Below are 24,883 nucleotides of genomic sequence, written 5' to 3'. Positions count from 1 at the left end.
GCTTTTCAGGGTCTATCTCGCGGCGACGGTCTCCTGAATTGCCGGCTCTCGACTCGCCGAGGCGTGTCAGACCGGAACAGCCCATGTCGTCTGGGCGGCACGGTTAAGTCAACGTTGGGACCCGAGTCGGCAGCTGACGCATTCTCGATGGTGCACCCAGAGTACCATTGAGCATGATCGCACCGACCCAATCGGACATCGGTCGCACGGTCGCCTATCGTGACCGCCCGAACACGGACGCCGAACTGGGCGTCGTAACCTCGTTCGATAGGTTCTTCGTGTTCGTCCGCTATGGCGCTGACGCGCACAGCCGAGCGACCAAGGCCAGTCACCTCGAATGGGCCCGGTTGGCCTCGCCCGGCGCGTCATGCGGTTGGCCACGTTGAGGAGCCATCGTGACCGAATTGGAGAAGGTTGAGCGCGAGATCGCCACCCTGGAGGAGAGCGTCCGGTCATCGACACGCGCACTCGAAGACCCGGACCTGTCCGCGGAAGGGGCAAGGCGCGAACGAGCGAGCATCGAGCTCTACCAGCGGCACCTCGACGACCTGGTCATGAAGCATGACGATCTGCAGGCTCTGATGGGCGACTGAGCGCAGCTGTTCCAGACAAGTCGGCGGGACGCAACGCTTCGTTGACCGCTCAGATGTAGGCCTTCTTCAGCGACCGGGCTCAGCGCCTGAACGCCGGCAGAGCAGTGTGGCCCATCCCCCCGGTGCCATACCTCCTCGTCAGCGTCGTCGCGTGAAGGCCCGCCCCCGTCGACCTGTCGAGGGCGGGCCTTCTGCGTTTACAAGGATCCCGAATTCCTATGGCAGGCCGTCGATCTGGCCCCGCCAAGCTTGCGGGCGTATCAGCCCGGCATGACCAAGCGCATCAAGCTACCCCCGCAGGAGCGGGGCTCCGTCCTATTCGACGTCGTCTTCGAGGACGGCAGCCGCGCCTCGAACCGGCGCGTGCCGATGGAGATCCTGGGCGGCCTGGACGGTGATCAGCCGGCCCGTGATCTCATCGAGCAGCAGGAGGCCGAGATCGCCGAGAAGGCTGGCCGGCCGCCGCGAGTGATCCAGAGCCTGATGCGATCAGCCAAGCCGGAGCCGAAGCCGATCCGGGGGTAACACGCGTCGCTCGCACCTGATCGACGGCCTCCAAATCCTCGACCATCAGCAGGTTGCCGATCGCCTCGTAGGTTGTAAGCCAGCAGATGCCGGACAGAACCAGCCCGGATCCGTCCCTTTTCGGAGACGAAGAAAACGGGGGTGACGGTGTCCACCCGAGGCTCAGACTTGCGTCTCGCAGGAGCGGAAGAGCAGAGTGCCGCGCTCCGCCTCATGTAGAAGCGAGGGTTCGTCATGGCACACGTCACATACCAGGTTGTCGAGCACGACGGAGGTTGGGCCTACAAAGTCGGTGATGTGTTTTCCGAAGCATTCCCAACTCGGAAAGAGGCGCATACGGCCGCAGATCGTGCGGCAGCGGAGCAGCGCGCGCCCGACAATGACACTGTGATCAGCTATGAAGATGAAAAATACCAGTGGCACGACGAGGCCGCTGCGGGGAGTGATCGCCCCCAAACGACTGTAGAGGACTAAGCTTGGCACGTTAATGATCGCGCCTGCATCTTAACAGCTGCTAAATTAAGATACCTGACCAGATACAGGCGCGCCAGCAGACCATGTTGAGATTAAAGATGCCTGCATCAGGCACGTTCCAACAGATCGATCAACAGCGTGCCCGCTGCTGCAAGCACGTTCCCGCGCCCTTTCCACGGTAGGACAACAGGCTCGACCTCCTGCTCTGTCAGCATAACCTCGGGCGCCTCCGCCTCAAGGTCCTGATCATTCCCGCGCATCCAGACCACCTGGCTGCCGGTATGGTTCTCGGGCGCCGCCAGAGACGGCTCAGCGTCGGCGCCGTCCTCAAGGTTGGTATCGTCGTCCATGCGGTCGAGCACGGCGATGATCCGGTCCGCCGCGTCGAGGGCGACCTGGGTCGCCTCCTCCAGGCTGGCACGGAGGGCGCCGCCGGCCAGCGGCTCCAAGGCCACGGCAATCACCGGTTTCGGACGCGGGGTGAAGGTGAGCACGTCGCCCATGATGTCAGGTCTCGGATCGCGGTGAGGGGAAGGCCCGGCAGGCATCGACCGGGGCGGTACGCACGGCTACGGAAGGGGAGGAGCGCCGGTCAGCGCCACGCTCGCTGATCGCGTGTTCGACGCGCAGATGATGGGTCGGACGGTTCCAGCGGACCACGCCGTCGCCTTAGCGAAGGCTGCACGCCTCCTGCAGGATCAGGGCGTAGAGTGGCCGCCGATGCTGACGCACGTGATGCACGAGCTGGCAGACAAGGATGGCCGGTCGGTGCCCAAGCCGGAAGCCGGGCCGCTGGACGGTATCGACATGCACGGTCTGACCAACTTCTTTGCGGGCTTCAGCAAAAAGGATCAGTCGTGACCGCCGGCCTGGAGTTCATCCCGGAGAACGGCGGCGGGGCTGGGGTCCGCGTCCGCAAGGACCTAACGTGACCGCCTCCCCCGAACGACTGTCTGAGGTTTTGCGCCTCTGCACCACTCTCGCGGACCGTGCGCTCGACGCACAGATCATGGGTCGGCTGGTGCCCGTCGAGCAGGCTGCCGCGCTGGCGAGAGACGCGCGCCTACTCTAAGACCACGGCGTGGAGTGGCCGCCTCTGCTGACGCAGGCGCTTCACGAACTAGCAGGAAAGATCGGACGAGGCGTTGCGCACGGCGAGGCGGAGCAGGGCGCCGTGGAAACACTTCCCGACGCCGACCTGCACGGCCTGACGCGTTTTTTTGCCGGCTTCCGCAGCGACAAGGGACAGCAGTGACCTATACCGTCGAGCAACTGGCACCTGGCAGCTACGATGTACTGCTCGATGGCATCGTGATGGCCGGGCTGGTACGCAGTGTCGATCGCGGCGGTCCAAGCGACATGTGGCAGATCGAGTTGCTCGAAGAGATGCCGGCGGCCCAAAGGCCGGCACCGTTCACATCCCAGTGGCGCACCTTCGAGTCGCGACTGGCCGCGCTGGAGTGGCTCGGCATCCAAGAGAGCGATGCAGCTGAGCATGTCAGATGAGTGCGATCATAGGCCGGCTACTGGCAATTGGCGTGGCGGTCGTGCTCGTGAGCGTCGAACGCACGCTTGAGGCTGCGGGTTTGGATTATGCGTTTGAAGACTGTGCCATTGCGGCTGTCACTGCAGCTGCCGTTGTAGTAGTCGCCGATCTCCGGCCATGACTGCGGGTCTAGAATTCATCCCCAAGAACAGCGGCGGGGCCGGGATCCAGTTTCGGGAACGGAAGGATCAGGCGTGACCGTCGAGCCTTCTTCCCACAAACGCCTTTCTGAGGTCCGCCGTCTCACGGAAGCTCTGATCGACCAGGTGCTTGAAGCCCAGATCCTAGGCCGTCCGGTTCCTGAGGCGCAGGGCACGGCGCTGATCAAAGCCGCCTTCTTCCTGCGCGAGTGCAATCTGCCCTGGTGGCCGATGCTTGCCCAGGCGCTGCATGGCTTGGGCCGGGGCACTGACGAGGCGGTGCTAGAGGCGCAAGCCGAGGATGGGGCGCTGAAGGACATCGATCAGCAAGGGCTGACACGCTTTCTCGCCGAGCTTTGGAGAGAGAAGGGCCAGCCATGACCACGGACCTCGACATCGGGCCGGGGTGGGTAACGAGCGAAGAAACGGCGCTCGTACTTCCACAGACTCTGCAATTCGAGGCGCTCGTGTTTCAACGCGATATGCGGGAGTTCGGTGGGCAACTGAAAGAGCCAAGCCAAGTCGCACCCGAGGTACTGGCTGAGCGCTTTTGCAAAAACGCGGTCTCAGTGGCGCGACAGCAATCGCAATATGCGCGGACCCACTACTTGGAAGAGGTACGCACACTAGTTCGAGCGGACTTCAACATCTGCGATATGTCCGATCCTACGCATAGGACGTTCCTTGGCCGCCTGCATACCCTGTTGAGCGAAGCTATCAGCATAGCTAGTCACGCCGAGATCGGTATTCAGCTCCGGGAGCGTAAGGAGCCGTGACACGCATCAGCGATAGCAAGCTGCCGGCACCTCGGCGCCCCAGGGCAATGCCGCACTGGCTGGTGTTCGTGATCAGCGTCCTGGCCCTGAGCGTGCCCGTCGCGGGCCTGCTGTTCATGGTGTGGCTGGCCCTCATGCGGCCGACCGACCTTATCATCAGCATCGTCGAGCTAGCCTACATCGCGGTCGGGACCGTCCTGATCGCCACCGGCGTGGCGTCCTACGTTCATCGAGAGCGACAGGCGCGCTCATGAGCAACAAGACTCAAATCTCGGTTCGGGGCTGGAAGGGATAGAAGACCGAGCCAGGCCGTTAGCGCGTGGACGAACTCCCTTAGCCAGGTATCCAGTATGCGCAGCCTGATCCTTGCCTTCAGCCTCATCGTCGTAGCGATCCCCGTTCTCGCGGCTCCTGATGCATCTGCATCAAAGCGTGGCAACAAGGATCTGAAGACCTACTGTTCGGGCGATGCCGTCACCTTCTGCAGCGGCACTGATCCGGACAGCCCGGAGATGGACGCCTGCTTCAAGACGAACATGGACAAGATCTCGGAGAACTGCCGGCGAGCAATCACGGCCTATAAGGGCGGGGGCGGGAAATAAGAAAGCGAGTCGTGAAGCTCCTCACCGAGCACTTGAAGGTGAAGGGCTACCTGAAGTGAGACTGGCGACGCTCGGGATGGCGCTGGCTGTCTTTGCGGTGGCAGCGGCCTCTGTGAAGTTTCTCAACGATGCCGGCGTCCAAGACGCTCTCGTCCTGGTCATAGCAGCCGGGATCCTTGCCAGTGGCGCGGTGACTCTTCTGAGTTAAGCGACGAGCGATCCCGAGGCGGATCACGACTTTCGTCAGCGGGTAATTCGCATCGCCCGCAAGCAGGATCGCCCTACCATTGTGATCGCCGCCAGGGGCATGTTCGATATCCCGGGCCGCAAGTACGATCGGTTCGGAACTGGCGTGCCGCTGAGAGTTCTTGAGCCGAAGGGGGGCAGCGCGGCGGGATCAAAGCGCTGATCCGTTGCTTCGTGGAAAACGTGCTGAAGGCGAGGCGGCCTTAATCGCCGCGCGACCTAACCGACGTTCTCGTTGCTCGCATCAGCGGTTAGGGGTGTGACCTCACGAGCAATCTGCTCGCCGACCAGTTGCAGCAGCACGCGAGCAGCCAGTTGCATCTCGCTTGTGCCGTGCTTCTTCACTGCCTCATAAGCAGCGATACAGGCGTCCAGCATCGCCTCGGGGCCCGCATCCTCAGTCATCATTCCCGTCATCAGTACGTCGATTGGACGACTATTGCGGCAGCTTGGAAGCATTACAACCGTTGGTTTTACGGGCGCGCCATGCGGTTGAAGATTGCATAACACGGTTGCGGACCGGTACACGGTTTGCAATGCCAGCGTGAATTAACCCTGCCCGTTGTGGTGCTGATGGAGAGCATAGGAATGCCGAACGACCCTCGGCCAACAACCTATGCAACTGAGGTTCAGAAGCAGCTGCAGCGGGTAGCGGCAGCGTTAGAAGTGCCCGTCGAGGCCTTTCAAGGGAAGACAGCTCTTAAGTCTGACGCCGCTGATGCCGCTGAACTGCTCCGCCTCTGGCAAGCGATCCGCGACCCTGGAAATCGGCAGAGCCTCTTGCTCACCGCTCGCGGGTTCATCGAGCGCGAGGCTGATGCATGCCTGGCAGCAGAGTAGGACGGCCTCGGCCTAGTGTAGTAGCCCGCCATGGCTCAGACCCTCACCGGCTGGATCCTGATCACCGCCGTCGTTCTCGCGGGCGCGGGCAGTGGCTACTCAGCCGCGAGGATTGTCACGACGGTCCGGGATGGCAGAGAGATCGAACTACGTGACGTCGTGATGGCCGCAATCTTCGGCGTTCTGCTGATAACCTCGGGGCTGCTGCTTCTCACGGCTGAGGGGACCTGATCGCCGCGATGCTCCCAGCTGACTTAGGAGCCGGTATCCGGCGGCAGCCTATGCGCAGGGCCTTAGCGATCCGGTCCCGCGCCGCCGCCAAGCGATGGCGGCATGGCAGACCACCAAACTGAATGGGCTGTGCTGGTTCGATGCTTCTGTCATAGCACCGCTTCAATTCAGTCTTGGTGCGCGAAAAATTTATCAGGATATTTTTGCAGTCCTCAGCGTCAGAACTTGACCAGCTCGACTTCAAGAACCGCCGAAAGCCAATTTCGAGGTAACGACAATGAATGACGTGAGTTCGGCATCGCTGCTGAAGAGTACCTCATCCACCCGACCATCGCTGGCCCTCGTCGTAGCGTCGGTCATATCCGCCGTGGCGATTTGGGCGCCGATCTATGATATTGCGGGCCGGCTGATCTTGTTCTGGTGAGATCTATCATTTATCTGGTCAGGTTCGTCGCCATGAGAGAAATAAACACCCACTAGATATCCCGATTGATGAGCAACTAGATAAGCAAACACTAATAATACTTGCAACGGCTCGAAACCAACAATCATTACAAATATAATTATCGAGCATAGAAACACTACGATCGACGATATTATGATCGCTCGTGCATTGAAGAGCCATCCGAGTGCGATCCCAGCAATAAATAGCAAAGCTGCGATTATCATGGCGATGCCTGAAAGTTATATAAAGATAATTTTATGCGTACGTTTTCAGCTCTAATTCTGATTTTTCGGTGGGGCGGGATATCGGCGGATGGTATTTTTCCCGCCTTTGAGTTGCATCATATATGGTTTGCAACCGTGGATGTAAATGGCTTCAAAGCCAAAATGCTATCGTTCAATCCGGTTTGATCGATTTTGTTTTTACCAGTCGCGTAGATAGATTTTGAATTGCAGAAACAGCACTTAAACGAAGCTTGGGTGCAAAAAAAGCCCGCGCCGGCGAGCCGGGCGGGTGGAGGTAAGGAGTCTCCTGGTGCGTTACGCCGGGCGACGGGCCAGACCGTATCAGGGCTGCGACCATAGGGATGCCCGCAACGATGACAGATTGGACCGCCTAAACGCTCACTTTGCCTTCGCCATCTGCCGCCCGTGGATCTGCACCACATCGCGGAATGGGCGTCACTCACACCTGCCAGCTGCAAGCCACCATCGCGTGGGCTCATACCGTCGCCTACTGCGCGTTGCGTAGGTAGTGGATAGCTAGGATGGGTCGGAGCAACACGCAGTCGATCAGCGTTCACACGGCGCACATCAGCGGATCAGGAGGCCGCAATGCCAGCGTGGGCGGTTCATCAGTGGCAGGCACGACGTGATGGGATAGGGCGCGCGGTGATCATCTTCGGCGTGTTCGCCAACCTCGTGTGGATCGGCGCCGGAGTGTTCGCGCTCGGCATGGGGATCAACAGCGTCCTCGGGCTCCTGGGGTGACACGATCCGTTTGAGGTGGCTTCCGGTGAGGATCGGCTGTGAGCCTCATCCAAGCCGATACTAAGGGAATAGCCCGGTCCACCAAGCAAGCACGAGCGCGATGAGGCCGACCGCTACCGCGGCGATGAAGCTGGACACCCCGGCGACGGGTTCATGAATGGACTGCCTGCTTGCTCCAGTCAGGGCACCACAATGGGCGCAGATCCTGGCAGATCGGCTGATCTGTCTGCCGCAGGTTCGGCACGTCGAGAACAGCACCGGACCACCCTGCTGTCTAAACAACGAGAGGGAGAGGTAGTGCGCAAGGCAGGGAAATCTGCCCCCTACGTGCGTATGGACTGCTGTTTGCACGGACCTCCACGGATGCGGAGGGCTATCGCGTGCGTCTCGATCTCGACAGGCAGGGTGGCTGGCTGATCAAACCCCCGGAACTCGCTCGCCGGCTCGGTATGACGGAGTGGGCACTGCAAAGGCAGGCCGCTCTGGATCGCATCGATAGCCGTCTTGATCGGGGATATGGCCGCGATAAAGGCCGATCACGGGTGACAATCACCGTCGGCAAGTTCGGCTGGCAGGGCATCTTTGGCCCCGATGGCCAGTTGCTCACCGACTTCCACTGGGAGCCTCAGCCGAGCGCTATGGCCATCAACCGGCGCAGGGTCCGGCAGGACGTCGAGGTCGTCCCAGACCGCGACAAAGAGAGCGCCTCCAACCTGAAGACCGCCTAACCTCTCATTCTGGGATCGTCCTGTAGCTAGCCGTTTAGGCACGGCTAACTGCGCCTCGTCATCCTACATCTCGGCCGCGTAGCGTAATGGCCCCTCGCCGTGAGGAACGGCATGACGCCCCGCCAGCCCGGAAAATATGGGCGGCGGGGCAGCACTGGCCGTCAGGCAAGCGCTTGAGGATGTGGCGAAAGCATGCCGTTGAAGCGCGCCGGCAGGAGGGGGCAGCCGTTGTGCCCCTTGCGATGCGTGAACTTCCGACGGCCGCCCTCGGCGTATGAGCCCGACAGCACCACTGCCCCATGGCAGGATGGGCAGCGCTTCGGCGACATCACGTAGACGCCTTTTGCCTCGGCAACGTTGATCGAACGCCAAGCGCCTTCGATCTTCGCTTCACAGATCTGAGGGTCGGGCGTCGTCATGACTAGGGAAGTGCCATGCCAGTTCCATCGCCGCCAGCCCGGAATTGGCTCGCCTACGGCGGTCGATGCAAACAACTAGCATCGTCGGAATAGGGCTGGCATAGCGTGCCGATGGCCGAGAACGTCCCCCATCCCTACTCCATCGAGGTCTCACCGCTTCCCAAGCCGGAGGGCCATTTCCAATGGGCCATCCGCCGAAGCGGCAAGCTTATCGAACGGTCCGATCGCGCGCACCGCAGCGAGGGGAAAGCGTATGAGAGCGCCATGGAGGCCATTGAGCGGTCTTTGAAGCCGGGAGCTGATGGCGGGCGTCGTTGAGCGCTCGTGCATGCTTTTCGGGCCAAAAGGCCGATCCATCACACCAGCCGTAGCTCCCCCGGCTTGAGCCCGATGCGCTTTACCAATGCACGCGACAGGCTACCGACGATTTCCAGCTTCGACTTAGCCGGGGCGTTCAAAGCCACGGCTTCCAACGCCGCATCCGGCGTTTCCGCTAGCACCGCGTAGACACGTACTGCCTCGCGCTTCTGCGACACGGCCACGAGGTAGGCATGGCGCTTCGGCAGGTGCGGCATCGATCCGGGGTACGAGCAGCGGACCAGCGCGTCACTGGGGAATGCCTGTCTGGGCCACAGATATCTGCATCACAGTCCCGCCGCGATCGGCGCGCCTCCTGAAGACAATGGCGGGGGCGGTCCGCCAAGTATCACGCCGCCAGGAGTCCCCCGCATGCGGAACACCCTGTTGGCCGTGTTGGCCGTCGTCGTCGTCATGGCCGCCCACGCCGTCGCCAAGCTGGTGCTGCTACCGTTCCGGGTGCTGCGCAGCCTGTTTCGGCACAAGACCTCGCCGGTACGGCTCACCACCCACTAGCCCACCTGCACCATCCCGCTTCCGGGGCGGATCGCGTACTTGGGCCAGCTGCGTAGTCACAGCATAGGCCGGCCAACCTGGGGCCGTGCAGCGGGGCCAGGCACGCATGTCTGCCCCACTCACGCAGATGTGGCCGGTGCCCCGAGCCCCCCATTAAGACGTCCGCCCCTACCTCGGCTCCACCGCAGGTGCGGTACGTGTGCCTACACCGGCACGTCAGGATCACCATCCATGAGGAAGTCGCTCGTGATCGCCGTGGCCATGGCCGTGTGCGCGGGCCCCGCGCTCGCCCAGGCCGAACAGCTGGCTCGGGGCTGCGATCAGGATCCCGAGACGACGGGCGCACTGCCCACCGACCCACGCAGCCTCTACATGCCGGGGGAGCGGCCCTTTAGGGTCGACCCAGATCCACCAGAGGTGAGCTGGCAGGACGAGGCGCAGGAGAACTCCGAGCAGCGCAGGCGCGATCTGTTGGATTGTGGGGTGGACTGACGCCCCAGCAGCGCGGGCTCAACTTCGATGCCAGCTCGCATCAGCGCCAACCTGGGACAGTCCCTGGTCCGTCTGGGTGAAGGCTGCTCAACCCTGCCGCGCCACTATGGCTATGGGCTACGTCGCGTACTGGCCCACCGCTGGTGAGATCGGATGCTTCCCCGCCAGCCCGTGATCAGATCGGGCGGCGGGCCCGAGCCGGCTCTCAGGTAAGGGCCTGGGGATGCGGCGCGGGCGTGCCTTTGAAGCGCGCTGGCAGGAGAGGACAACCATCGTGTCCCTTGCGATGGGTGAACTTCCGCTGGCCGCCCTCGGCATATGAGCCCGAGACCATCATTGCCCCGTGGCAGGATGAGCAGCGCTTCGGCGACATCGCGTAGACGCCCTTCGCTTCCGCGAGGTTGATCGAACGCCAGGAGCCTTCGATCTTGGCTTCACAAGTCTGGAGGTCGGGCGAGGGCATCCCGCCGACGTGCCATGCCGAGGCGATCCCCGCTAGCCCTTGAGCGGATAGAGGGAAAGGTCGCGTTGGTTCTTCGCCAGTTGATGGAAAGCGGCTTGCACTTTTCCCTCGACCTGGAGCTCACCGTTACAGGGCTGCAGTGCTCTCGAATATCTCAAGGCGCTCCGCCAGCGTCGTTCGTGCTCGGCTGACGCGGCTCTTCACCGTGCCAATCTGGCAACCGATTACCTCGGCGGCGGCTTCATAGGTCATGCCCTGCGCCGCCACCAGCATGATCGCCTCCCGCTGAGTAGGCGGCAGCTTACCGAGGTAGACCTGGAGTGTACGTAGGTCGGCAGAGTGCTCCTGGGCTGCGGGCGCGATCATCTGCGCCGCGATCTTGCCCTCAGCGTCCTCGACCTCGCGCTTACGCTTGCGGATCTCAGTGTAGAAATGGTTGCGTAGGATCGTGCACAGCCACGCCATGAAGTTGGTGCCCGGCTCAAACCGGCGTTGGTTTGCCCAGGCTTTCATCACCGTCTCCTGCACCAGATCATCCGCACGGTTGGCGTCAACGGCCAACGACGTGGCGAAGGCGCGAAGCCCCGGCAGTGCGGCGATCAGAGCGGTCCGGAACTCCGCAGAGATTGAGGCATCCCAAGCCGTCAGGACATCGCCGAGATCGGCGATGAGCTGCAGAAGCCGGGCTGGCTGCTCCTCAACGAGAACGGCATCGTAGAAGCTGCGGAGTTCACGGCCTAGGTGCTCGCGCGCAAAGGCAGGTATCTCGACATCCGCTGGCCGGGCAGGGCGGCTTTCATCCGCCTCATCGAGCTGAGCCCTAGGAGCCTCACCTTCGTTCGCCAAAACCATGCTGGCCTGCGTCCTTTCGACAAAATCCGCGCGGGTAAACGCGGACCGGGCGGTCTTGCAGCAGCCTCATGAACGCGGCCTAACAGGCCCTTTGCCCGATCATCGAAACACTGCCTTGTGTACACGCAGAGCCACAATCAGCAGTTGACCGCGATCTCGTTATTTACCACCCCAAATTGGCACATAGGTGGGTGGCGGCCTGACGGATATGTGAGCCGAGGCTGCACACTCAGTTAACCTCGTTCAGAGCACAGCCATCGTGAAGCGCCTAAGGCAGCGTCATGGCAGATCGGCTCATGACCCTCGACCTGTTCGATACCCTCGACATCGTCGACGACGACGTAGCGGCCGTCGTGGATGCCTACATGGCTGATCCGAGAGCCGGCTCGGTGGCATTCGGCGATCGCTATCGGATAGATCCAGCGGTGGCTGTGGCCGCGCACCCATTCGCGAACACACTGATCGGCCAGCCCTGGGCCAGCGCGGAGCTTCGTCGAGCTGCCGTCCGGGCCGCTATCATGCTCGCGCAGCCGCAGCGGGTGTAGCCGTCGCGTGCGGTCAGCTAGGCAGCTACGAAGCAATCTGCCCCTATCGCCCGCTCAGCCAATGAGATGTGACTTCTCGAAGCGCCGCATCGCCGTTCGCTTCTGACGCTCCCTCCGAGCCGAAGGACTGAGGCGATTGACGCACGACCACATCGTCCCGCGTGACCGACCAGTCGAACCGGCCCGGCTCCTTCAAGGATGGGGTGACCCGCAGCTTGTGAGGGTTCGGCTTGAAGGTGATCATACTCCGCATGTGGAGGCACCCTGTTCCATCTACGAGTGGAGTGAGCGGCGGGGCCGAGCGACCTCCGGTGTGATCTCGATGGCCTAGCGGCGACGGTGCTGCGGCAGCATGATTGGCTATGCCCGCGCCATCATCCTTCACCTGTGAAGTCCTGTCCGACGGGAAGTGGGTGGCCATGCCGGTCGACGAGGTTCAAGCCCGCCACCGTGATGCAGTTAAACGCTGCCCGGCCTGTGGTGGACGGATAATGATCATGGGCGGCTACACGCCGATGAGGCGCACGTCGCTATCGCACTTTCGCATCCACGATGGCTGCCCACTGACCCCGCAGCACTTCAAGGGGGAGGCAAGGCCCCACCCGGAAGCGATCAGGTAGCTCATCAGCGTTCAACCGCGTCGATATCATCCTCGTAGACGGAGTCGGACTGGCAAGCGTGCCACTGTTTCTTCTCGTCTGCCTGCCCCTTGCGCCCCCAGCAATAGCCGGCCTGAGCCAGACGGCCGCTCAAACGATCGCGCAGCCGACACTGCTCCTGGGCAACAGCTGAGTCCCCCGAGCCTTCGCAGATCCTCGTGGCCTTCGCCTCGGCCGCCAGCAACTCCGGAACAGTTGGAGGCTGCTGCTGCGCGATTGCCCCTCCGGCGCCAGCCACAGAAGCGAAGACGGCGAATACGAAGTGGTGGTAGCGCATCCGCCCACGATAGACGCTGGAGCGCGGGCGTCGAGCCGCTTCAGAAGCTGGCGCAATGTGCAGCCACCCGCTCTGCGAGGCGCTCGGCGGTGAGGGGAGCTTCAGGGTGATCGAGCTTCAGCGCCGCTAAGGGCATTTCGGGAAACTTGGCCTCGTCCAGGTTCTGCACCAAGCCCAGGCCACCGCGCGCCGTGATGGCGAGAATGCCCGCAGCTCCATCGCTGTTCGCCCCGCTGAGCACGACCCCGACGACGCGCTCGCCATAGGTTTCGGCGGCTGAGATGAATAGGGGATCGGCGGCCGGACGCGCGAATTGCACCTTGGCTCCCTGATCCAGCCAAATCGCGCCAGCGCGCAGCCGCATGTGGTGGTCGGGCGGCGCGACGTAGATCCGACCGCGTTCGACGACCTCGCCGTGCTGGGCGAAGGCTGATGGGAGCCTGCCGTGCCAAGCGAGGATGTCGGGGAGGACGCTCTGGTTCGCCCCGATGTGCTGGACGACGAACACGGAGGCGCGGCAGGTAGGCGGCAGCGCAGTGACGATCTGCAGGAGCGGACCGAGGCCACCAGCGGAGGTGGCGATGACAATGATGACGCCCATTTCACGGTGACAATCACCGCGGCAGGTTCCGGTTCGCGGTTGGATCGGGCAGTGAGGTTGAACCGATCCAATACGGATCGCGCGCTCAGTCCCCGTCCTCTAGCTCAGCAACCGTGTCGCTGAACGGCACCGTGAGCACCGGGTGCCCCGCCTCGTCCACGATCTCGAAGGCACAGGTGAACCAGTCCCGCACGATGCTCGTCCGCGTCCGTGCGATTAGATCCCGTGCCGCCTCCAACGCCCGCTCCCGCGCCGCGTCTAAGTTGGGCAACTCATCACCTTCGGGATCGATCGCGAGCTTGTCCCGGCCATAGCGCAGGTTGAGGAAGTAGCGCGGCATCAGGCGCCCTCGATCAGCCGGGCGTATTCGGCTTCGGGCGCGCCGTAGCTGCCGTCGGCCACGGTCTCCAGAAGCTCTCGGTCCAGCACCGTGATCCGCCCGCGCCTTGCCCGGATGCAGCGACCACCTTCCAGGTTCTGCAACGCCAGCGTCACGCCCGAGCGATGCACGCCGAGCATCATCGATAGGAACTCGTGCTTGACCCGCAAATCATCCCCATCCACTCGGTCCTGGCACATCAACAGCCAGCGGGCGAGGCGGGTTTCTATGTTGTAGGTGGCGTTGACGTAGGCCGTCTGGCGCGTCTGCACGAACTCCGCCTGGACGTACCGCAGCAGAAGCCGACGCAGCGAGCGGCTCGTATCGAAAGCCTCGTACAGGACACCCGCGTCGATGCGGTGCCCATCGCCGGACAATTGCATGAACTGGTCGTGCGGGACGCGGTCGCTGCTGGTTAGCACCGGTATTGCGCCGGTCAGACCTTCACGACCGACGATACCGACCTCGACCTTGCCCATCGAGCCCTCAACGGTGATCGATGCGATGCCGCTCTCGATGAAGTGAAGGTGCTTCACTGGCTGATTGGGTGCGATCAGCGACTGCTGCACAGGCAATTCCACGAAGTGCAAGTGCGGTACGAGCCGATCGAAATCATCAACGGCGAGCGCCTTCAGCAGGCGATTACGCATGTTGGATTGCTGGAGTTGAGACACGGCTCTTCCCTGGTCGGGGCAAGAGCACGGTGGCGTCTCCTAGCCGCCTGCGCCTCGGAAAGCGTGCAGACGATGTACGCGAGCTAGTGCTGCGCTTTGGCAGCCGCAATGCCGCCCAGCGCTGGGTGTGATGTCCGGCATAACGGCGAATGCCGGTTATCGCACCGGAAAGCGCGACTGGCTTGCCCACAACTTGGACGGTGTTAGTTGCGGTCCCGACCCAGAACACGATCGACACGGTAAGCCGACTGGCTTGCGAAAGGGGCGCGCCAGATCATGACAGACAGTAGGTTAGACGCCACGGACAATTCGTTCCTGCGCAAGCTGGAGGGGTTCGGGCCGCTTCCGCCGGAGGACAGAGCCGCGCTGCTAATGGTCAGCGTGCACACTCAATCTGTCCCTGCCGGTACGGATCTGGCGCGCGAGGGCGATCCGGCCGAGTGTGTGTTCCTGATCCTGGAGGGCATGGCTTGCCGCTACAAGCTTCGGGCGACCGGCGCCCGGCAGATCATGGCCTACCTCGTGCCGGGCGACATGGGCGACCTCGACGCGGCGCTCTTGAAGGGCCTGGATCACTCGATCGGCACATTGTCGGACTGCAAGGTGGTGCGGATCTCGCCCGAGACGATCCAAGATCTGCTGCAACGTCCGGCAGTCGCATCCGCACTGCGGAAGGCCACGCTGGTGGACGAGGCGACTGCACGGGAATGGCTGGTCAACGTCGGCCGCCGAGAGGCGATCGAGCGGATTGCTCACCTGTTCTGCGAGGTCCTCGCGCGCCTACAGGTGGTCGGCCGGGCGCAGGAGAACGCCTACGCGTGGCCGCTCACGCAGGTAGACTTGGCCGACACCACGGGGCTCACGCCCGTTCATGTGAACCGGACGCTTCGGGAACTCAGGCAGGAGGGGCTGATTGAAATAACAAAGAAGCAGATGAAGATCCTCGACCTGCCGAGGCTCAAGCAGATTGCGGAGTTCCGGTCCAACTATCTGCACCTGGGAGATCGAGCCGCCGCATGAACCTCCGTCTTCAGCCAATCCGTGTCGCCACTGGTAGCCCCGATACAGCGGGACAGTTGGTGCTGAGGGGCGACTTCCTCGTGGCGGTCTTGGTGATGCTCTCAGATGAGCACGATGACGACGTGGGCAAGTGGTTTCTGGAAGCAGGCTTCGGGCGGTTGAGTACCACGACCCCGCCCACGTTCGCGGATCTCGACGCAGCACAGAGTTGGATCTTGGAGCGGCTCACTGTCGCTGAACCGGCCCTGCGAACCTGATGCGCTGTGTGCTGTCAGAAGGTCACGAGGCGAACCCTCTCGCTGCTGGGCAGCATCGTTAAGGGCGAATTAACCATACCGTCCGCCAAGTTGTCGCAGGGGGAACACCGCGACAGCTTTCGGAAATGCACATGCCTCGCTTCTTCATCGACACCGACGACAGCGCCCACGCCATCATTGACGAGGATGGTGCTGAGTATCGGGATCTGGCGAGCGCCGAGGAGATGGCGATGCGCACCCTGCCCGAGATGGCCCAGGCGAGGCACCCTGCGCGCAACTGGCGTGAGATCTCTGCCACGGTGCGGGACGAGGCGGGCGTTATCCGCTTCCGAGCGTCATTGGCGCTTACCGTCGAGCGCGTGCGTCTTGATCGGAACGCACCGGAGAAAGCCGCCGCCTAATCGGCCCGAGGGCTCGATTGCCGAGTGCCCCTCTTCGCCAGGATAACGGCTACTGAACCTGTTCAGCCCGATCCATCAGGCCCAGCCGCAAAGCTAGAACGATGACGGCAGCGTCCGTGAGGGTCTCTCGATCCACCAACCAAAGCGGATAGTCATTGCTCCAGGGCTCAACGATGTAACCGCATGCGCGCAGTGCCTGAACGGCTTCAACCAGCACATCATCAACGACAGCCATACTGCTACGCGGACGCCACGATCATCCGGCGACGCGCCTCAGCAAGGCGCTCGTCGTGCAGATGCTCGGGCATGTCGGCGATCACCTTCTCGACGATCTTGCGCGTTGTTAACTCGTCCAGGCCGAGGCCGCGGGCGAACCCATCGAGCCCCCGCATCATTTGCCTGACCGCAAGCCGATCAACTGGTTCGCTCATCCCTTCATCGGATGCGCCAGCAGGATCGCGGCGTGTACCATTTGTGCTTCCACGCGGCCTTGTCGGCGTCTTAGGACTCGTAGTTGATGTCCGGGTGAACGACTGCTCACGGAAGGGCTAGGCCAACGTGCGGTTGATCTCCGTCTTGGCCGGCTTGAACGCCTCGGCTGACGATCACCGTGCGCTGACGCATGCTGATGACCAGTGCCCGTCAGAGGTGACGAGCCCACGGTCATCGGCACACAGCGCGTCGGGGCGCTGAGGCGGGAGCGGCACAGGACGCCGCTCGTCGCCGGAGCGAGCCCCCTCCCGTTCAGAGCTGCCAAGCCCCAGAGCAGCCACCCTTACCCGATGAGCTGCGTGCTGTGCCCGTGCTGCGAGCAGGGCATGCCTTCTTTGAGTTTGAAGGAGCGCTAGGCGCCTCTGATGCCGGATCATGCGCAAGCGTGCATACCGTGCGTACCGCCGCGCCCGAGCCGTCATGCGTGCGTGGTTTGGCTTAGATCGGACCGCACGAGCGCGCTCCCCTTCGTATTCACGCAAAGCGGCGCTCTGAACCGATGCCGGCCGGCTGGTGGACGTGGAGGGGGCCATCTCGAGTCGCTGCTGGGCTGCGGCCGCCTCGCGCTGCGCTCGCACATGCAACGGCGTGGCGTGGGCGATCTCCGGAGGCGCTGGAGGCGCACCACACCCGGCGCAGATCGAGGCAGAGAGCCGCTTCCAGCTCTTCTCGTCGCGGTCTAGGATGTTCTTGAGGCGAGCCTCGTAGGGCGTCACTTGGTTCTCAGCCTGCCGTCCACCTTGCGTTGCGGTCAGAGAGGCAGCTTGAGCCGCGTCTGCCATGATCAGGCTAGCCGCCATGATCGTGCGCACGAGAACGCGCATAGATGCCCCCGCTAAAACCATGCGGTCCCGGACAAGACCGCTCGGCTCTTACGGCGAGGCTCGTAATACCGTTCCAAACATAATGGCAGTTAGCATTCGAGATGACGTTCAGGACGAGGAGCGCGTTGCCAAGCTGAACTGGATCGGTTCCGGCCTGCGCCTGTACCGCGTCCGCGCGTGAACCCGTCGTGGCGTAAAGGCTCGTTCGCGTATGAGGCGCCGCTTGATGAACTGGTCCGGAAGCCCCGTCTTGCGGATCTGCGGGAGATGCCCCGAGCGGGCGCTATTCAGAGTGTGACCAACGGCCGGCATGATCGTCGTGGAGGGTTTATCGTCTCGCACCGGCAGATCACTGGCAGAAACAGGGACTTCACGGGGTAAATCGACCCACCGTTTAGGCGGTGACTCCTCATGTTCGAGGTCCAGGATCGAAGCGCTCTCGGTTGTACCCATCTGCCAAACGTCGGGGGAAGCGGGTACGTGCTTCGGCAGCAGAGCGGTGTAGACACCGACCCAAAGCGCCACAGCGGCGAAGACTGAACCGGCAAGAACCAGAGGGTTGGTCATCGCGGCAGGAACCGCCGTAGCCCTACTCCGTTCCTGCAAAGTTGCAGCTTTGTAGGCTTATCCGCAAAAGCTACGTGGCTGCCGGGCGGCCATATCATCACGGCTCGCCCGGCCTTGCGCACCTTCCGACCGCGCCGCGGCGGATAATCCTGAAATGGGTGCGAGCTTGGCTGCGGGGTAACTGCTGTGTGTCTCCTGGGTCCTCGTGGGCGGGTGTTTCATCTGGTTGAACGTCCGTTCGACCGCACGTGACACCCTGCCAGAGGGGCTTCAGCACGCCATGAAGACAGCTGTCTGCCCGCGCTGCGGCCTCACGGATTTTGGGACAGACGAGCAGGGGGTGTCTGACACCGGTGCATGGGCCGAGGAGTTCGTGCGCCGGTGCGAGCACGTGCATGAGCGTCGGCACCTGAGTGATCTGCGGACCCATACCTGCCCGCACTGGGCTAAGGCCATGCAGGACGCCGCCGAGGCCCAGGAGCCACGCCGGTGAGCGCCGGTGCCTTTGTCTCTTACCTGCGGGTCTCGACGGAACGACAGGGCCGATCCGGACTCGGGCTGGAAGCACAGCGCCGAGCTGTGGCTGACTTCCTCGCAGGCGGCGCATGGCGGCACGTCGCCGAGCTCGTGGAGGTGGAGAGCGGATCCCGGGACAACCGCCCTCGCCTCTTGGAGGCCATCGCGCTCTGCCGGCTCCACGGGGCGACGCTGGTAATCGCCAAGCTCGACAGGCTGTCGCGTGATGCTGCCTTCCTCCTGAACCTACAGAAGGCCGGTGTGCGCTTCGTAGCGGCCGACATGCCGGAGGCGAACGAGCTTGTGGTCGGCATCATGGTGGTAGTCGCTCAGGCCGAGCGTAAGATGATCTCGACCCGGACCAAGGCCGCGCTGGCGGCCGCCAAGGCGCGCGGTGTGCGGTTGGGCAAACCGGAGAACCTGTCGAACCGGGAAACCGGTCAGGTGCGCAGCAGGGCGCGCCAGACCAAAAGGGCTGGGGAACGGGCCCTAGACCTCGCCCCGGTCATCGCCACCGCACGGCTGGAGGGTGCCGTATCGCTGCGCCAGATCGCGGCGGCGCTGAACGCTCGCGGGATCCCGGCAGCCCGGGGCGGGGCCTGGTCAGCTGTTCAAATTCAGAGGGTTCTAACAAAGACCTGAGATTGCCGAGTGCCACGTAGATTGTTCGTCCTTTGAGCTACTAAGTAGCTATCAGCTATCCAAAAATACTAGGAAGCTAGCGAATAGCGTTTGGCTACTAGATAGCCATCGGCTAGCTATCGCCTAGCATGAGGTATCTGTTAGCTACCTGTTAAGCTACGCATGACGTGTTGCGTAGAGGCACACAAGCTCGGAGGAACCATGCCCGTCATCGCCTTTGCTAACCCGAAGGGAGGGTCCGGAAAATCAACCAGCGCCCTGCTGTTGGCGACCGAACTGGCCACCAAGGGGGCATCTGTCACCATCATCGATGCCGATCCGGAGCGCTGGATCAGCCAGTGGGCGAAGCTGCCGGGCAAGCCTGAGAACGTCACTATCATCAGCGATGTGACCGAGGAGAGTGTGGTCGACACCATTGACGCTGCCGAGCGCGACGCGGCGTTCGTCATTGTCGATCTGGAGGGAACAGCTAGCTTGTTGGTAGCCAACACAATCGGCATGGCCGATCTGGTGGTGATCCCAACGCAGGGATCCAGCATGGATGCGAAGGGCGCGGCCAAGACCATCCGCCTTATCCGCAACTCGGAGAAGCTGTCTCGCCGACGTATCGCCCACGCGGTCTTGCTCACGCGTACCGGAGCAGCCGTCACCTCCCGTGCTCTGCGCAACGTGCAGGAGCAACTACAGGCCGGCGGCATCGCCATGTTCGAGACGGCGATCGTGGAACGGGCCGCCTTCAAGGACCTGTTCGATTTCGGGGGTACGCTGGCGGGGCTTGTGGCGGCGCAGACGGGCAATCTCGAAAAAGCGATCCAGAACGCTCGCGAGTTCGCGGGGGAGGTGGTGTCGAAGCTCAAAACGGCTGCGAACGAAAGGTCGGCAGCGTGATGGCCGGCAGGGAACGTGCTTCGCTCGGGTTCGGCGATGAGCTCGACGATATTGACCCCTCAGCCTGGGCCAAGCCGAAGCCACGGGACGACAAGCCTACAGCTGAGGCAACGAGGCAGGCGGCTGAAGCTACCGGTTTCCGAAGCCGAGAACCTGTTAAAAGCGAGCCAATCACGGCGACGCCCCGGCAACAGCGCCGACGCAGGACAGGTCGCACGGCTCAGCTAAATCTCAAGCTGAAGCCTGAGACGATCGAGACTTTTATCCGGGTAGCGGATGCGAACGGGTGGGGCCTAGGCGAGGCGTTCGAGCGCGCTGTTGAGTTGCTGGAGCAAAGCACCGCCAAAAAATGATAGCTGATAGCTACCAGCTTGCTCAAGCTGATGATCTGGCTCGGATCACGGACCAGTCCGGCCACCGGAATCCCGGGACGGTGGTCGGGTTCATCCAGCGGGCAAACGCCTTCAAGGGGCACAGTGGGAGCGGGTTCCTATGAGTATGAACGGCCTGGAGTGACATTACTCTGGTGAACACTGATAATATGGCGTCATTGGCGCTGGATATCAGTCATAGAGGTCTTGCCATGCTAGACAGTCCCACTCTTGAAAGCGCCGCGCATATCATCGCTGAAAACGTTGTCTCGGCCGTCGAACGCGAGTGCAATGATCCTGGCTTCGATGACCTGGCACGGGAGACCGTCGTAGCCCGCTTGCTGCGCGAAATCCTGTTCGCAATGCCAACCCGGTCCAGCAAGACTCTGGCTGCTGCCTGTAATCGTGCGCTCGACAACACAGCCGGTGTGATGGGACTCTCCAGTCCGCGGGTCGAGGCGGTCGATCCCAACGATGGGTCGGTGACAATGCGGGGTGCTTGAGGGCGACGCGTTCCACCGGGCCAAACTCGGCTCGGCAGAAGTTCGTCAGCTCAATTAGCGGGCCAGCGACCCAGTCACCTCGGGGAGGGGCTGGGACAGCTCAACCGCGGGGACAACGCGCGGCGTGGTCGTCATTTCGGAAGCTGAGTGGACGGTGGCCGTCACGCGAGCCTGCTCGCGGTAGAGCGGCGGCGTCAGGTTAACGCGCTCGTCCGCCAGCGCGGTACCGATCATCGGAACGGCGGCAAGGGCGGCAAGAACGAAGGTGCGAACGGTCATGGTATTGGTCCCTCTGGCGGTTCGGGGTTGATCCCCGCTTCGAGAGGGAATGTGCGCTGCACCGCACCATCATTCAAACAGATACGGTCAATAACACGTATCGACGAAGTCAATCATGACGCGCCTCGTGATCGTGCGGCTTGAACCGCCAGCCTACCCTATCCCCACGCCGCCTAAGCGGCCTGGCAGCATTACCGGCGCAGCTCGCTGCGGCCCAGGCCGACCCGCGCTGAAGCTGGGCCATGAGGCGCCGCCGCTTACCGTAGCGATTGTCGGGGATGCCTTCGTTGTCAGGCCTCCAGTTCGTTATCGAGCCGGACCATGGCCTCGGCCGGAACATCCAGTGCCTCAGCCAACATCTTAAGGAACTGCCGCTCCTGTAGAGTGTCTGGTTCAATCGCCAGGCGAGCGGCCGCGTAGATGCGAGCCGCCTGCTGTGGACTGCTCACCCCCGCCGCGAGCTCATCCACGTCTGCCGGATCGGCCAATTCTTTATCCAGCCATGCAAGACCAGCAGGGCCGATCTTGGCAGCAGAGAGGGCACCATAGAGACGCTCTCGCTCTCCCGCATCCATCAGCCCATCAGCCATCGTGGCAGCCACCATGGCGCGGAGCATCGTTCGGGCCTCGTCCTCGCCGACCTCAGAATAATCGAACGGTGTGCGGGGAGTCGTAGGCGATTTTGCTTCCGGGGACGGAGGTGTCGTGTCCGATACAGGGGCGCGACCTGGAAGCGCCTTCAGCGCGAGACCGACGATTAGCGCGATGCCGCCCAGTGCAGCTGTCGCCGCAATGGTGCTACCCTGCCGATCGCGTACCAGCGCGTCGACCATCTGCTTCGATTCAGCCACGGAGGCCTCCCGCTACCGGACGGAATTCATCCTGCAACGGTTTGAGCGCCACGGTGGTTCATGGGGCCATCGGCGAGACGGGAAGCTACTGGGTAAGCTGATGCTGACGAAGCGATCTCAGGAAGGCGTCGAGATAGTGGGTCCATCAGGGGCGGATCAGGCACGCTCTATGGGGGAGGCCGCCGCTACAGCCTTTGAGGAGAGCGGCGGCCGGCTCAGCGACATGAACCGGGACGCGCTCGCTCGCGATCTTGCAGGGATCCTCGAACCACTCCTGGGCACGTGTACCAACGCGGAGTGGATCGAGGCCATCAATGCCCGACTAGATCGGTTGGAAGGCGAAACCGATAAGCCAGGCCCCCGACTTGAACGGTTCACGCCCAACGGCGCCGTCGAGATGACGGCACCGATCCCGTAACCCTTTCAACTACCAGTGCTCTACGCCTCAGCAGTGTCCTTAGCCTTCCGCGGCCGCCCGGCACGCTTCGGCCCGTCAGAGACGGTCTCAGCAGGCTCGGCAGCCTTCGCGGCAGCCTTCTTGCGCTGCTGGCCGAGACCGAAGCTGTGGGCGAGCTTGGAGCGCTGCTCGGAGTAGCTGGCGGCCGTCGAGGGGTAGTCGCGCGGCAGACCGTAGCGCTCCCGGTACTGCTCGATCGTCATACCGGCGCCGCTGAGGTGCCGCTTTAGGGTCTTGTACGGCTTGCCGTCGACGAAACTGATCAGCGCGTCGGGGGTGATCGACTTCCGGATCTGCGAGGGGGTGGGCTTGTCGACCGCCGGGGCCTCGGGTGCGCTGCCCTGACCGAGCCCAGTTAGCGCGCCGTGAATGCTGGCGAGCAGGTCCAGCATGTCACCCGGTCGGACAGAATTTTTCGACACGTAGGCCGAGGCAAGGTCGGCTGTCAGTTCGACAAAGTTGACGGCCTGAGGCTCGATGATCTCTGCGTTTTCGTCCACGGTGTACCTACTTGTGCAAAGCAGAACACTTGTGCCTGCGCGTACGAGAAATCAATCCGGATTTAGAGATGTCCGAAAAGTTTCGAAGACAGATTTAGCCAGCCATAGCTTGCATCTCGCTCGTGCCGTCACGCATCACGTAGCCGCGACCCCAGACGGTCTCAATGTAGTTCTTGCCCTGGCTGGCGTTGGCGAGCTTCTTGCGCAGCTTGCAGATGAACACGTCGATGATCTTCAGCTCGGGCTCGTCCATGCCGCCGTAGAGATGGTTGAGGAACATCTCCTTGGTGAGCGTCGTGCCCTTCCGCAGCGAGAGGAGTTCCAGCATCTGGTACTCCTTGCCGGTGAGGTGCACCCGGGCGCCGCCGACCTCGACGGTCTTCTGGTCGAGGTTCACAATCAGGTCGTCGATGGTGATCACCGACTGGGCGTGGCCCTTCGAGCGGCGCACGATGGCGTGGATGCGGGCGATCAACTCGTCCTTGTGGAACGGCTTGGTCAGGTAGTCGTCGGCCCCGAAGCCCAGACCCTTCACCTTGTCCTCGATGCTGGCCATGCCGGACAGGACGAGGATGGGGGTCTGAATTTTGGCCACGCGCAGGTTGCGCAGCACCTCGTAGCCCGACATGTCGGGCAAGTTCAGGTCGAGGAGGATGATGTCGTAATCGTAGAGCTTGCCGAGGTCGACACCCTCCTCACCCAGATCGGTGGTATAGGTGATGAAGCTTTCAGACTTGAGCATCAGCTCAATGCTTTGCGCGACGGTGGCATCGTCTTCGATCAGCAAAACACGCATGACACCATCTCGAACTATAGGCCCTCATACTTCCGCAAAGATACTGAAACGTTAACGGACGTCGTTGCCGTTCAGTGCGTGGTGACGAACCCGGCCCCGCCCATTCGTCGGGTGTCAGCTCTAGGCTGGCGAGCTACAGCACGCCGTTGCTAAAACAGCGCTAGGCGCCCCGATATTGGAATTAGAATATTGCCCTCAAATCGTGTGAGAAGGCCCAGGACGGCCCAGGCTTGAATTTGGCCATCCAGCACTTGCCAAGCCGCCGAAGGCCGCCGGCGGGTGAATTTGGACGCTGGTACGTGCGCGCACCCGAGTCAGCAGCCTCGCTACTGGGTCGCTTCGGGCGGCGGCGTGTAGTCGTAATGGGCGCCGAAGTGCTGAACCGCCGCCTTTGCGGCCTAGCGGATGTCGAACTCTGGCGGCGCCTCCCTTCCAATCATGGTTAACAATACGTCAACTACTGGTCCTTAGGCTGTCACCTGTGACGCACGGGCCTGGGCCCGCTGTCGGCCAAGACGCGTCTGGGCTTACACGATGATCGAAGCCGCCTTCCTTGCCGCGCTGGCAGCCGCCCTAGGGGCCGCCGCAGTCGGCGCAGTCAGCGGGTCTGGGGCAGAATGATCACCGCGGCATTCCTTTTGACGCCTGCTGCATTGGTTGGTCTGAGCGCGTCCGTGGTGACGTTGATCAACAATGCGCGCATGCGGCAGCGCCGGGCAGCCTTGCTTCGTGAGGCGCTGGGGCGCCAATGAGCACGGATCGGGGGCAGGGCGGTCGCGTGAGTGAGCCACCCGCCCACCTTTTTCCGGCCCCGTGGCAGGCCGTCGAGTTTGAAAACGCCTACTGCATCCAGGACGCCAACGGCTTCCCCGTGGCCTACGTCTACTTCGCGGACGATGCTCAGCAGCAAGTCGGCACCGACCGCATGTCGCGCAGCGAGGCGCGGCGCATGGCGGTTCGGATTGCAGCCTTGCCTGAATTACGGAAGGCGCTGCGCGACTAGGGTCGATCCGGCCGGCTTTCGGTGGCTTCGCGAGCAGCGCGAGCCGTGGCGATCAGTTCGGCGGCGGTCATTTTGCCGTCCGTGGCAGAGCTTGGGCCTACAGCAAACAGCAGCAGGCCGCGTGGTATCGTCCGAACCGGTTTTGGC

At 62.6% G+C, this 24,883-nt stretch carries 40 protein-coding genes; 25 read left to right on the top strand and 15 right to left on the bottom strand.

Annotated features, from left to right (window positions below):
• Positions 1 to 395 precede the first annotated feature (395 nt).
• The 3 genes from ACYQPG_RS29915 to ACYQPG_RS29905 all read left to right on the top strand — a co-directional run bounded on the left by ACYQPG_RS29915 (position 396) and on the right by ACYQPG_RS29905 (position 1,592).
• Entirely contained in the window at positions 396 to 593 is a 198-nt protein-coding gene (locus ACYQPG_RS29915) for a hypothetical protein (protein ID WP_461232609.1), read from the top strand.
• Positions 594 to 863: 270 nt separating this feature from the next.
• Positions 864 to 1,118, top strand: coding sequence for a hypothetical protein (locus ACYQPG_RS29910; protein WP_461232608.1), 255 nt, complete (start codon positions 864 to 866; stop codon positions 1,116 to 1,118).
• A gap of 234 nt (positions 1,119 to 1,352) precedes the next feature.
• Positions 1,353 to 1,592 carry a DUF2188 domain-containing protein gene (locus ACYQPG_RS29905; protein ID WP_461232607.1) on the top strand — a complete coding sequence of 80 codons (240 nt, stop codon included), beginning with the start codon at positions 1,353 to 1,355 and terminating at the stop codon, positions 1,590 to 1,592.
• Positions 1,593 to 1,699: 107 nt separating this feature from the next.
• Here the strand turns inward: ACYQPG_RS29905 and ACYQPG_RS29900 are convergent, their stop codons facing one another.
• Complete coding sequence (locus ACYQPG_RS29900) at positions 1,700 to 2,095, bottom strand: hypothetical protein (RefSeq protein WP_461232606.1); 396 nt, start codon at positions 2,093 to 2,095, stop codon at positions 1,700 to 1,702.
• Positions 2,096 to 2,207: 112 nt separating this feature from the next.
• Between ACYQPG_RS29900 and ACYQPG_RS29895 the strand changes: the two genes are divergently transcribed.
• From ACYQPG_RS29895 to ACYQPG_RS29865, 7 genes are all read left to right on the top strand, one after another.
• On the top strand, positions 2,208 to 2,453 hold the full coding sequence (locus ACYQPG_RS29895) for a hypothetical protein (RefSeq protein ID WP_461232605.1): 246 nt from the start codon (positions 2,208 to 2,210) through the stop codon (positions 2,451 to 2,453).
• Positions 2,454 to 2,673: 220 nt separating this feature from the next.
• Positions 2,674 to 2,847, top strand: coding sequence for a hypothetical protein (locus ACYQPG_RS29890; RefSeq protein WP_461232604.1), 174 nt, complete (start codon positions 2,674 to 2,676; stop codon positions 2,845 to 2,847).
• Positions 2,844 to 3,098: a hypothetical protein gene (locus tag ACYQPG_RS29885; protein ID WP_461232603.1), complete on the top strand. Its 255-nt coding sequence runs from the start codon at positions 2,844 to 2,846 to the stop codon at positions 3,096 to 3,098. The genes ACYQPG_RS29890 and ACYQPG_RS29885 overlap by 4 nt, the downstream gene beginning before the upstream one ends.
• 234 nt (positions 3,099 to 3,332) lie before the next feature.
• A complete protein-coding gene (locus ACYQPG_RS29880) occupies positions 3,333 to 3,659 on the top strand; it encodes a hypothetical protein (protein ID WP_461232602.1) in 327 nt (108 codons plus the stop codon).
• Positions 3,656 to 4,054, top strand: coding sequence for a hypothetical protein (locus ACYQPG_RS29875; protein WP_461232601.1), 399 nt, complete (start codon positions 3,656 to 3,658; stop codon positions 4,052 to 4,054). The genes ACYQPG_RS29880 and ACYQPG_RS29875 overlap by 4 nt, the downstream gene beginning before the upstream one ends.
• Positions 4,051 to 4,308: a hypothetical protein gene (locus ACYQPG_RS29870; RefSeq protein ID WP_461232600.1), complete on the top strand. Its 258-nt coding sequence runs from the start codon at positions 4,051 to 4,053 to the stop codon at positions 4,306 to 4,308. Before ACYQPG_RS29875 ends, ACYQPG_RS29870 begins: the two co-directional genes overlap by 4 nt.
• A 96-nt stretch (positions 4,309 to 4,404) precedes the next feature.
• A complete protein-coding gene (locus ACYQPG_RS29865; RefSeq protein WP_461232599.1) occupies positions 4,405 to 4,656 on the top strand; it encodes a 3',5'-cyclic-nucleotide phosphodiesterase in 252 nt (83 codons plus the stop codon).
• A 465-nt stretch (positions 4,657 to 5,121) separates the two neighbouring features.
• Here ACYQPG_RS29865 and ACYQPG_RS29860 read toward each other — a convergent pair whose 3' ends face one another.
• Positions 5,122 to 5,319, bottom strand: a complete 198-nt coding sequence (locus tag ACYQPG_RS29860; RefSeq protein ID WP_461232598.1) for a hypothetical protein — start codon at positions 5,317 to 5,319, stop codon at positions 5,122 to 5,124.
• A 453-nt stretch (positions 5,320 to 5,772) separates the two neighbouring features.
• Here ACYQPG_RS29860 and ACYQPG_RS29855 point away from each other — a divergent pair, with 453 nt between their 5' ends.
• Together ACYQPG_RS29855 and ACYQPG_RS29850 are read left to right on the top strand one after the other, a co-directional pair.
• The gene (locus ACYQPG_RS29855; protein WP_461232597.1) at positions 5,773 to 5,973 is read left to right on the top strand and encodes a hypothetical protein; all 201 of its coding nucleotides are present in this window, start codon (positions 5,773 to 5,775) and stop codon (positions 5,971 to 5,973) included.
• 1,814 nt (positions 5,974 to 7,787) lie between these two features.
• Complete coding sequence (locus ACYQPG_RS29850) at positions 7,788 to 8,135, top strand: DUF6522 family protein (protein ID WP_461231258.1); 348 nt, start codon at positions 7,788 to 7,790, stop codon at positions 8,133 to 8,135.
• A 161-nt stretch (positions 8,136 to 8,296) separates the two neighbouring features.
• On the opposite strand, the gene ACYQPG_RS29845 is transcribed toward ACYQPG_RS29850, so the two are convergent.
• On the bottom strand, positions 8,297 to 8,554 hold the full coding sequence (locus tag ACYQPG_RS29845) for a hypothetical protein (protein ID WP_461231259.1): 258 nt from the start codon (positions 8,552 to 8,554) through the stop codon (positions 8,297 to 8,299).
• Positions 8,555 to 8,665: 111 nt separating this feature from the next.
• Here ACYQPG_RS29845 and ACYQPG_RS29840 point away from each other — a divergent pair, with 111 nt between their 5' ends.
• Positions 8,666 to 8,872: a hypothetical protein gene (locus ACYQPG_RS29840; RefSeq protein WP_461231260.1), complete on the top strand. Its 207-nt coding sequence runs from the start codon at positions 8,666 to 8,668 to the stop codon at positions 8,870 to 8,872.
• Between the two features lie 38 nt (positions 8,873 to 8,910).
• Here the strand turns inward: ACYQPG_RS29840 and ACYQPG_RS29835 are convergent, their stop codons facing one another.
• Positions 8,911 to 9,129: a hypothetical protein gene (locus ACYQPG_RS29835; RefSeq protein WP_461232596.1), complete on the bottom strand. Its 219-nt coding sequence runs from the start codon at positions 9,127 to 9,129 to the stop codon at positions 8,911 to 8,913.
• Between the two features lie 154 nt (positions 9,130 to 9,283).
• Between ACYQPG_RS29835 and ACYQPG_RS29830 the strand changes: the two genes are divergently transcribed.
• Together ACYQPG_RS29830 and ACYQPG_RS29825 are read left to right on the top strand one after the other, a co-directional pair.
• Positions 9,284 to 9,427 carry a hypothetical protein gene (locus tag ACYQPG_RS29830; protein WP_461232595.1) on the top strand — a complete coding sequence of 48 codons (144 nt, stop codon included), beginning with the start codon at positions 9,284 to 9,286 and terminating at the stop codon, positions 9,425 to 9,427.
• Positions 9,428 to 9,658: 231 nt separating this feature from the next.
• The gene (locus tag ACYQPG_RS29825; protein ID WP_461232594.1) at positions 9,659 to 9,919 is read left to right on the top strand and encodes a hypothetical protein; all 261 of its coding nucleotides are present in this window, start codon (positions 9,659 to 9,661) and stop codon (positions 9,917 to 9,919) included.
• A gap of 589 nt (positions 9,920 to 10,508) precedes the next feature.
• Here ACYQPG_RS29825 and ACYQPG_RS29820 read toward each other — a convergent pair.
• Positions 10,509 to 11,234: a sigma-70 family RNA polymerase sigma factor gene (locus ACYQPG_RS29820; RefSeq protein WP_461232593.1), complete on the bottom strand. Its 726-nt coding sequence runs from the start codon at positions 11,232 to 11,234 to the stop codon at positions 10,509 to 10,511.
• Positions 11,235 to 11,530: 296 nt separating this feature from the next.
• On the opposite strand from ACYQPG_RS29820, the gene ACYQPG_RS29815 reads away from it, so the two are divergent.
• The gene (locus tag ACYQPG_RS29815) at positions 11,531 to 11,779 is read left to right on the top strand and encodes a hypothetical protein (protein WP_461232592.1); all 249 of its coding nucleotides are present in this window, start codon (positions 11,531 to 11,533) and stop codon (positions 11,777 to 11,779) included.
• 624 nt (positions 11,780 to 12,403) lie between these two features.
• On the opposite strand, the gene ACYQPG_RS29810 is transcribed toward ACYQPG_RS29815, so the two are convergent.
• The 4 genes from ACYQPG_RS29810 to ACYQPG_RS29795 all read right to left on the bottom strand — a co-directional run bounded on the left by ACYQPG_RS29810 (position 12,404) and on the right by ACYQPG_RS29795 (position 14,369).
• Complete coding sequence (locus tag ACYQPG_RS29810; RefSeq protein ID WP_461232591.1) at positions 12,404 to 12,715, bottom strand: hypothetical protein; 312 nt, start codon at positions 12,713 to 12,715, stop codon at positions 12,404 to 12,406.
• A gap of 40 nt (positions 12,716 to 12,755) precedes the next feature.
• A complete protein-coding gene (locus ACYQPG_RS29805) occupies positions 12,756 to 13,316 on the bottom strand; it encodes a chemotaxis protein CheB (protein WP_461232590.1) in 561 nt (186 codons plus the stop codon).
• 85 nt (positions 13,317 to 13,401) lie between these two features.
• Complete coding sequence (locus ACYQPG_RS29800; protein ID WP_461232589.1) at positions 13,402 to 13,656, bottom strand: DUF6894 family protein; 255 nt, start codon at positions 13,654 to 13,656, stop codon at positions 13,402 to 13,404.
• A complete protein-coding gene (locus tag ACYQPG_RS29795; RefSeq protein WP_461232588.1) occupies positions 13,656 to 14,369 on the bottom strand; it encodes a Crp/Fnr family transcriptional regulator in 714 nt (237 codons plus the stop codon). The genes ACYQPG_RS29800 and ACYQPG_RS29795 overlap by 1 nt, the downstream gene beginning before the upstream one ends.
• A gap of 276 nt (positions 14,370 to 14,645) precedes the next feature.
• Here ACYQPG_RS29795 and ACYQPG_RS29790 point away from each other — a divergent pair, with 276 nt between their 5' ends.
• The 3 genes from ACYQPG_RS29790 (at position 14,646) to ACYQPG_RS29780 (ending at position 16,047) form a co-directional block, all read left to right on the top strand.
• On the top strand, positions 14,646 to 15,389 hold the full coding sequence (locus ACYQPG_RS29790; RefSeq protein WP_461232587.1) for a Crp/Fnr family transcriptional regulator: 744 nt from the start codon (positions 14,646 to 14,648) through the stop codon (positions 15,387 to 15,389).
• A gap of 59 nt (positions 15,390 to 15,448) precedes the next feature.
• Positions 15,449 to 15,646 carry a hypothetical protein gene (locus ACYQPG_RS29785; protein WP_461232586.1) on the top strand — a complete coding sequence of 66 codons (198 nt, stop codon included), beginning with the start codon at positions 15,449 to 15,451 and terminating at the stop codon, positions 15,644 to 15,646.
• A 131-nt stretch (positions 15,647 to 15,777) separates the two neighbouring features.
• Positions 15,778 to 16,047 carry a DUF6894 family protein gene (locus ACYQPG_RS29780; protein ID WP_461232585.1) on the top strand — a complete coding sequence of 90 codons (270 nt, stop codon included), beginning with the start codon at positions 15,778 to 15,780 and terminating at the stop codon, positions 16,045 to 16,047.
• Positions 16,048 to 16,096: 49 nt separating this feature from the next.
• Here ACYQPG_RS29780 and ACYQPG_RS29775 read toward each other — a convergent pair whose 3' ends face one another.
• Both ACYQPG_RS29775 and ACYQPG_RS29770 read right to left on the bottom strand, forming a co-directional pair.
• Positions 16,097 to 16,282 (bottom strand): hypothetical protein, encoded by a 186-nt coding sequence (locus ACYQPG_RS29775; protein ID WP_461232584.1) that lies wholly within the window; start codon positions 16,280 to 16,282, stop codon positions 16,097 to 16,099.
• 4 nt (positions 16,283 to 16,286) lie between these two features.
• Complete coding sequence (locus tag ACYQPG_RS29770) at positions 16,287 to 16,478, bottom strand: hypothetical protein (RefSeq protein ID WP_461232583.1); 192 nt, start codon at positions 16,476 to 16,478, stop codon at positions 16,287 to 16,289.
• Positions 16,479 to 18,270: 1,792 nt separating this feature from the next.
• Between ACYQPG_RS29770 and ACYQPG_RS29765 the strand changes: the two genes are divergently transcribed.
• The 4 genes from ACYQPG_RS29765 to ACYQPG_RS29750 all read left to right on the top strand — a co-directional run bounded on the left by ACYQPG_RS29765 (position 18,271) and on the right by ACYQPG_RS29750 (position 20,850).
• Positions 18,271 to 18,423: a hypothetical protein gene (locus ACYQPG_RS29765; protein ID WP_461232582.1), complete on the top strand. Its 153-nt coding sequence runs from the start codon at positions 18,271 to 18,273 to the stop codon at positions 18,421 to 18,423.
• On the top strand, positions 18,420 to 19,088 hold the full coding sequence (locus tag ACYQPG_RS29760) for a recombinase family protein (RefSeq protein ID WP_461232581.1): 669 nt from the start codon (positions 18,420 to 18,422) through the stop codon (positions 19,086 to 19,088). Before ACYQPG_RS29765 ends, ACYQPG_RS29760 begins: the two co-directional genes overlap by 4 nt.
• 201 nt (positions 19,089 to 19,289) lie before the next feature.
• Complete coding sequence (locus ACYQPG_RS29755; RefSeq protein WP_461232580.1) at positions 19,290 to 19,976, top strand: ParA family protein; 687 nt, start codon at positions 19,290 to 19,292, stop codon at positions 19,974 to 19,976.
• 526 nt (positions 19,977 to 20,502) lie between these two features.
• Positions 20,503 to 20,850, top strand: a complete 348-nt coding sequence (locus ACYQPG_RS29750) for a hypothetical protein (protein ID WP_461232579.1) — start codon at positions 20,503 to 20,505, stop codon at positions 20,848 to 20,850.
• Between the two features lie 54 nt (positions 20,851 to 20,904).
• Here the strand turns inward: ACYQPG_RS29750 and ACYQPG_RS29745 are convergent, their stop codons facing one another.
• Positions 20,905 to 21,129, bottom strand: a complete 225-nt coding sequence (locus tag ACYQPG_RS29745) for a hypothetical protein (RefSeq protein WP_461232578.1) — start codon at positions 21,127 to 21,129, stop codon at positions 20,905 to 20,907.
• A 290-nt stretch (positions 21,130 to 21,419) separates the two neighbouring features.
• Positions 21,420 to 21,980: a tellurite resistance TerB family protein gene (locus ACYQPG_RS29740; RefSeq protein WP_461232577.1), complete on the bottom strand. Its 561-nt coding sequence runs from the start codon at positions 21,978 to 21,980 to the stop codon at positions 21,420 to 21,422.
• 100 nt (positions 21,981 to 22,080) lie between these two features.
• Between ACYQPG_RS29740 and ACYQPG_RS29735 the strand changes: the two genes are divergently transcribed.
• Positions 22,081 to 22,398 (top strand): hypothetical protein, encoded by a 318-nt coding sequence (locus ACYQPG_RS29735; RefSeq protein WP_461232576.1) that lies wholly within the window; start codon positions 22,081 to 22,083, stop codon positions 22,396 to 22,398.
• 20 nt (positions 22,399 to 22,418) lie between these two features.
• Here ACYQPG_RS29735 and ACYQPG_RS29730 read toward each other — a convergent pair whose 3' ends face one another.
• Together ACYQPG_RS29730 and ctrA are read right to left on the bottom strand one after the other, a co-directional pair.
• Positions 22,419 to 22,937 (bottom strand): Ros/MucR family transcriptional regulator, encoded by a 519-nt coding sequence (locus ACYQPG_RS29730; protein ID WP_461232575.1) that lies wholly within the window; start codon positions 22,935 to 22,937, stop codon positions 22,419 to 22,421.
• 94 nt (positions 22,938 to 23,031) lie between these two features.
• On the bottom strand, positions 23,032 to 23,733 hold the full coding sequence (gene ctrA, locus ACYQPG_RS29725; protein WP_461232574.1) for a response regulator transcription factor CtrA: 702 nt from the start codon (positions 23,731 to 23,733) through the stop codon (positions 23,032 to 23,034).
• Positions 23,734 to 24,511: 778 nt separating this feature from the next.
• On the opposite strand from ctrA, the gene ACYQPG_RS29720 reads away from it, so the two are divergent.
• Positions 24,512 to 24,736, top strand: a complete 225-nt coding sequence (locus tag ACYQPG_RS29720) for a hypothetical protein (RefSeq protein ID WP_461232573.1) — start codon at positions 24,512 to 24,514, stop codon at positions 24,734 to 24,736.
• Positions 24,737 to 24,883: the final 147 nt, after the last annotated feature.

The organism is Methylobacterium sp. CM6246 (genome assembly GCF_054818005.1).
Note: the sequence above shows the minus strand (reverse complement) of the source record. Positions and strands in the feature narration are given on the sequence as shown.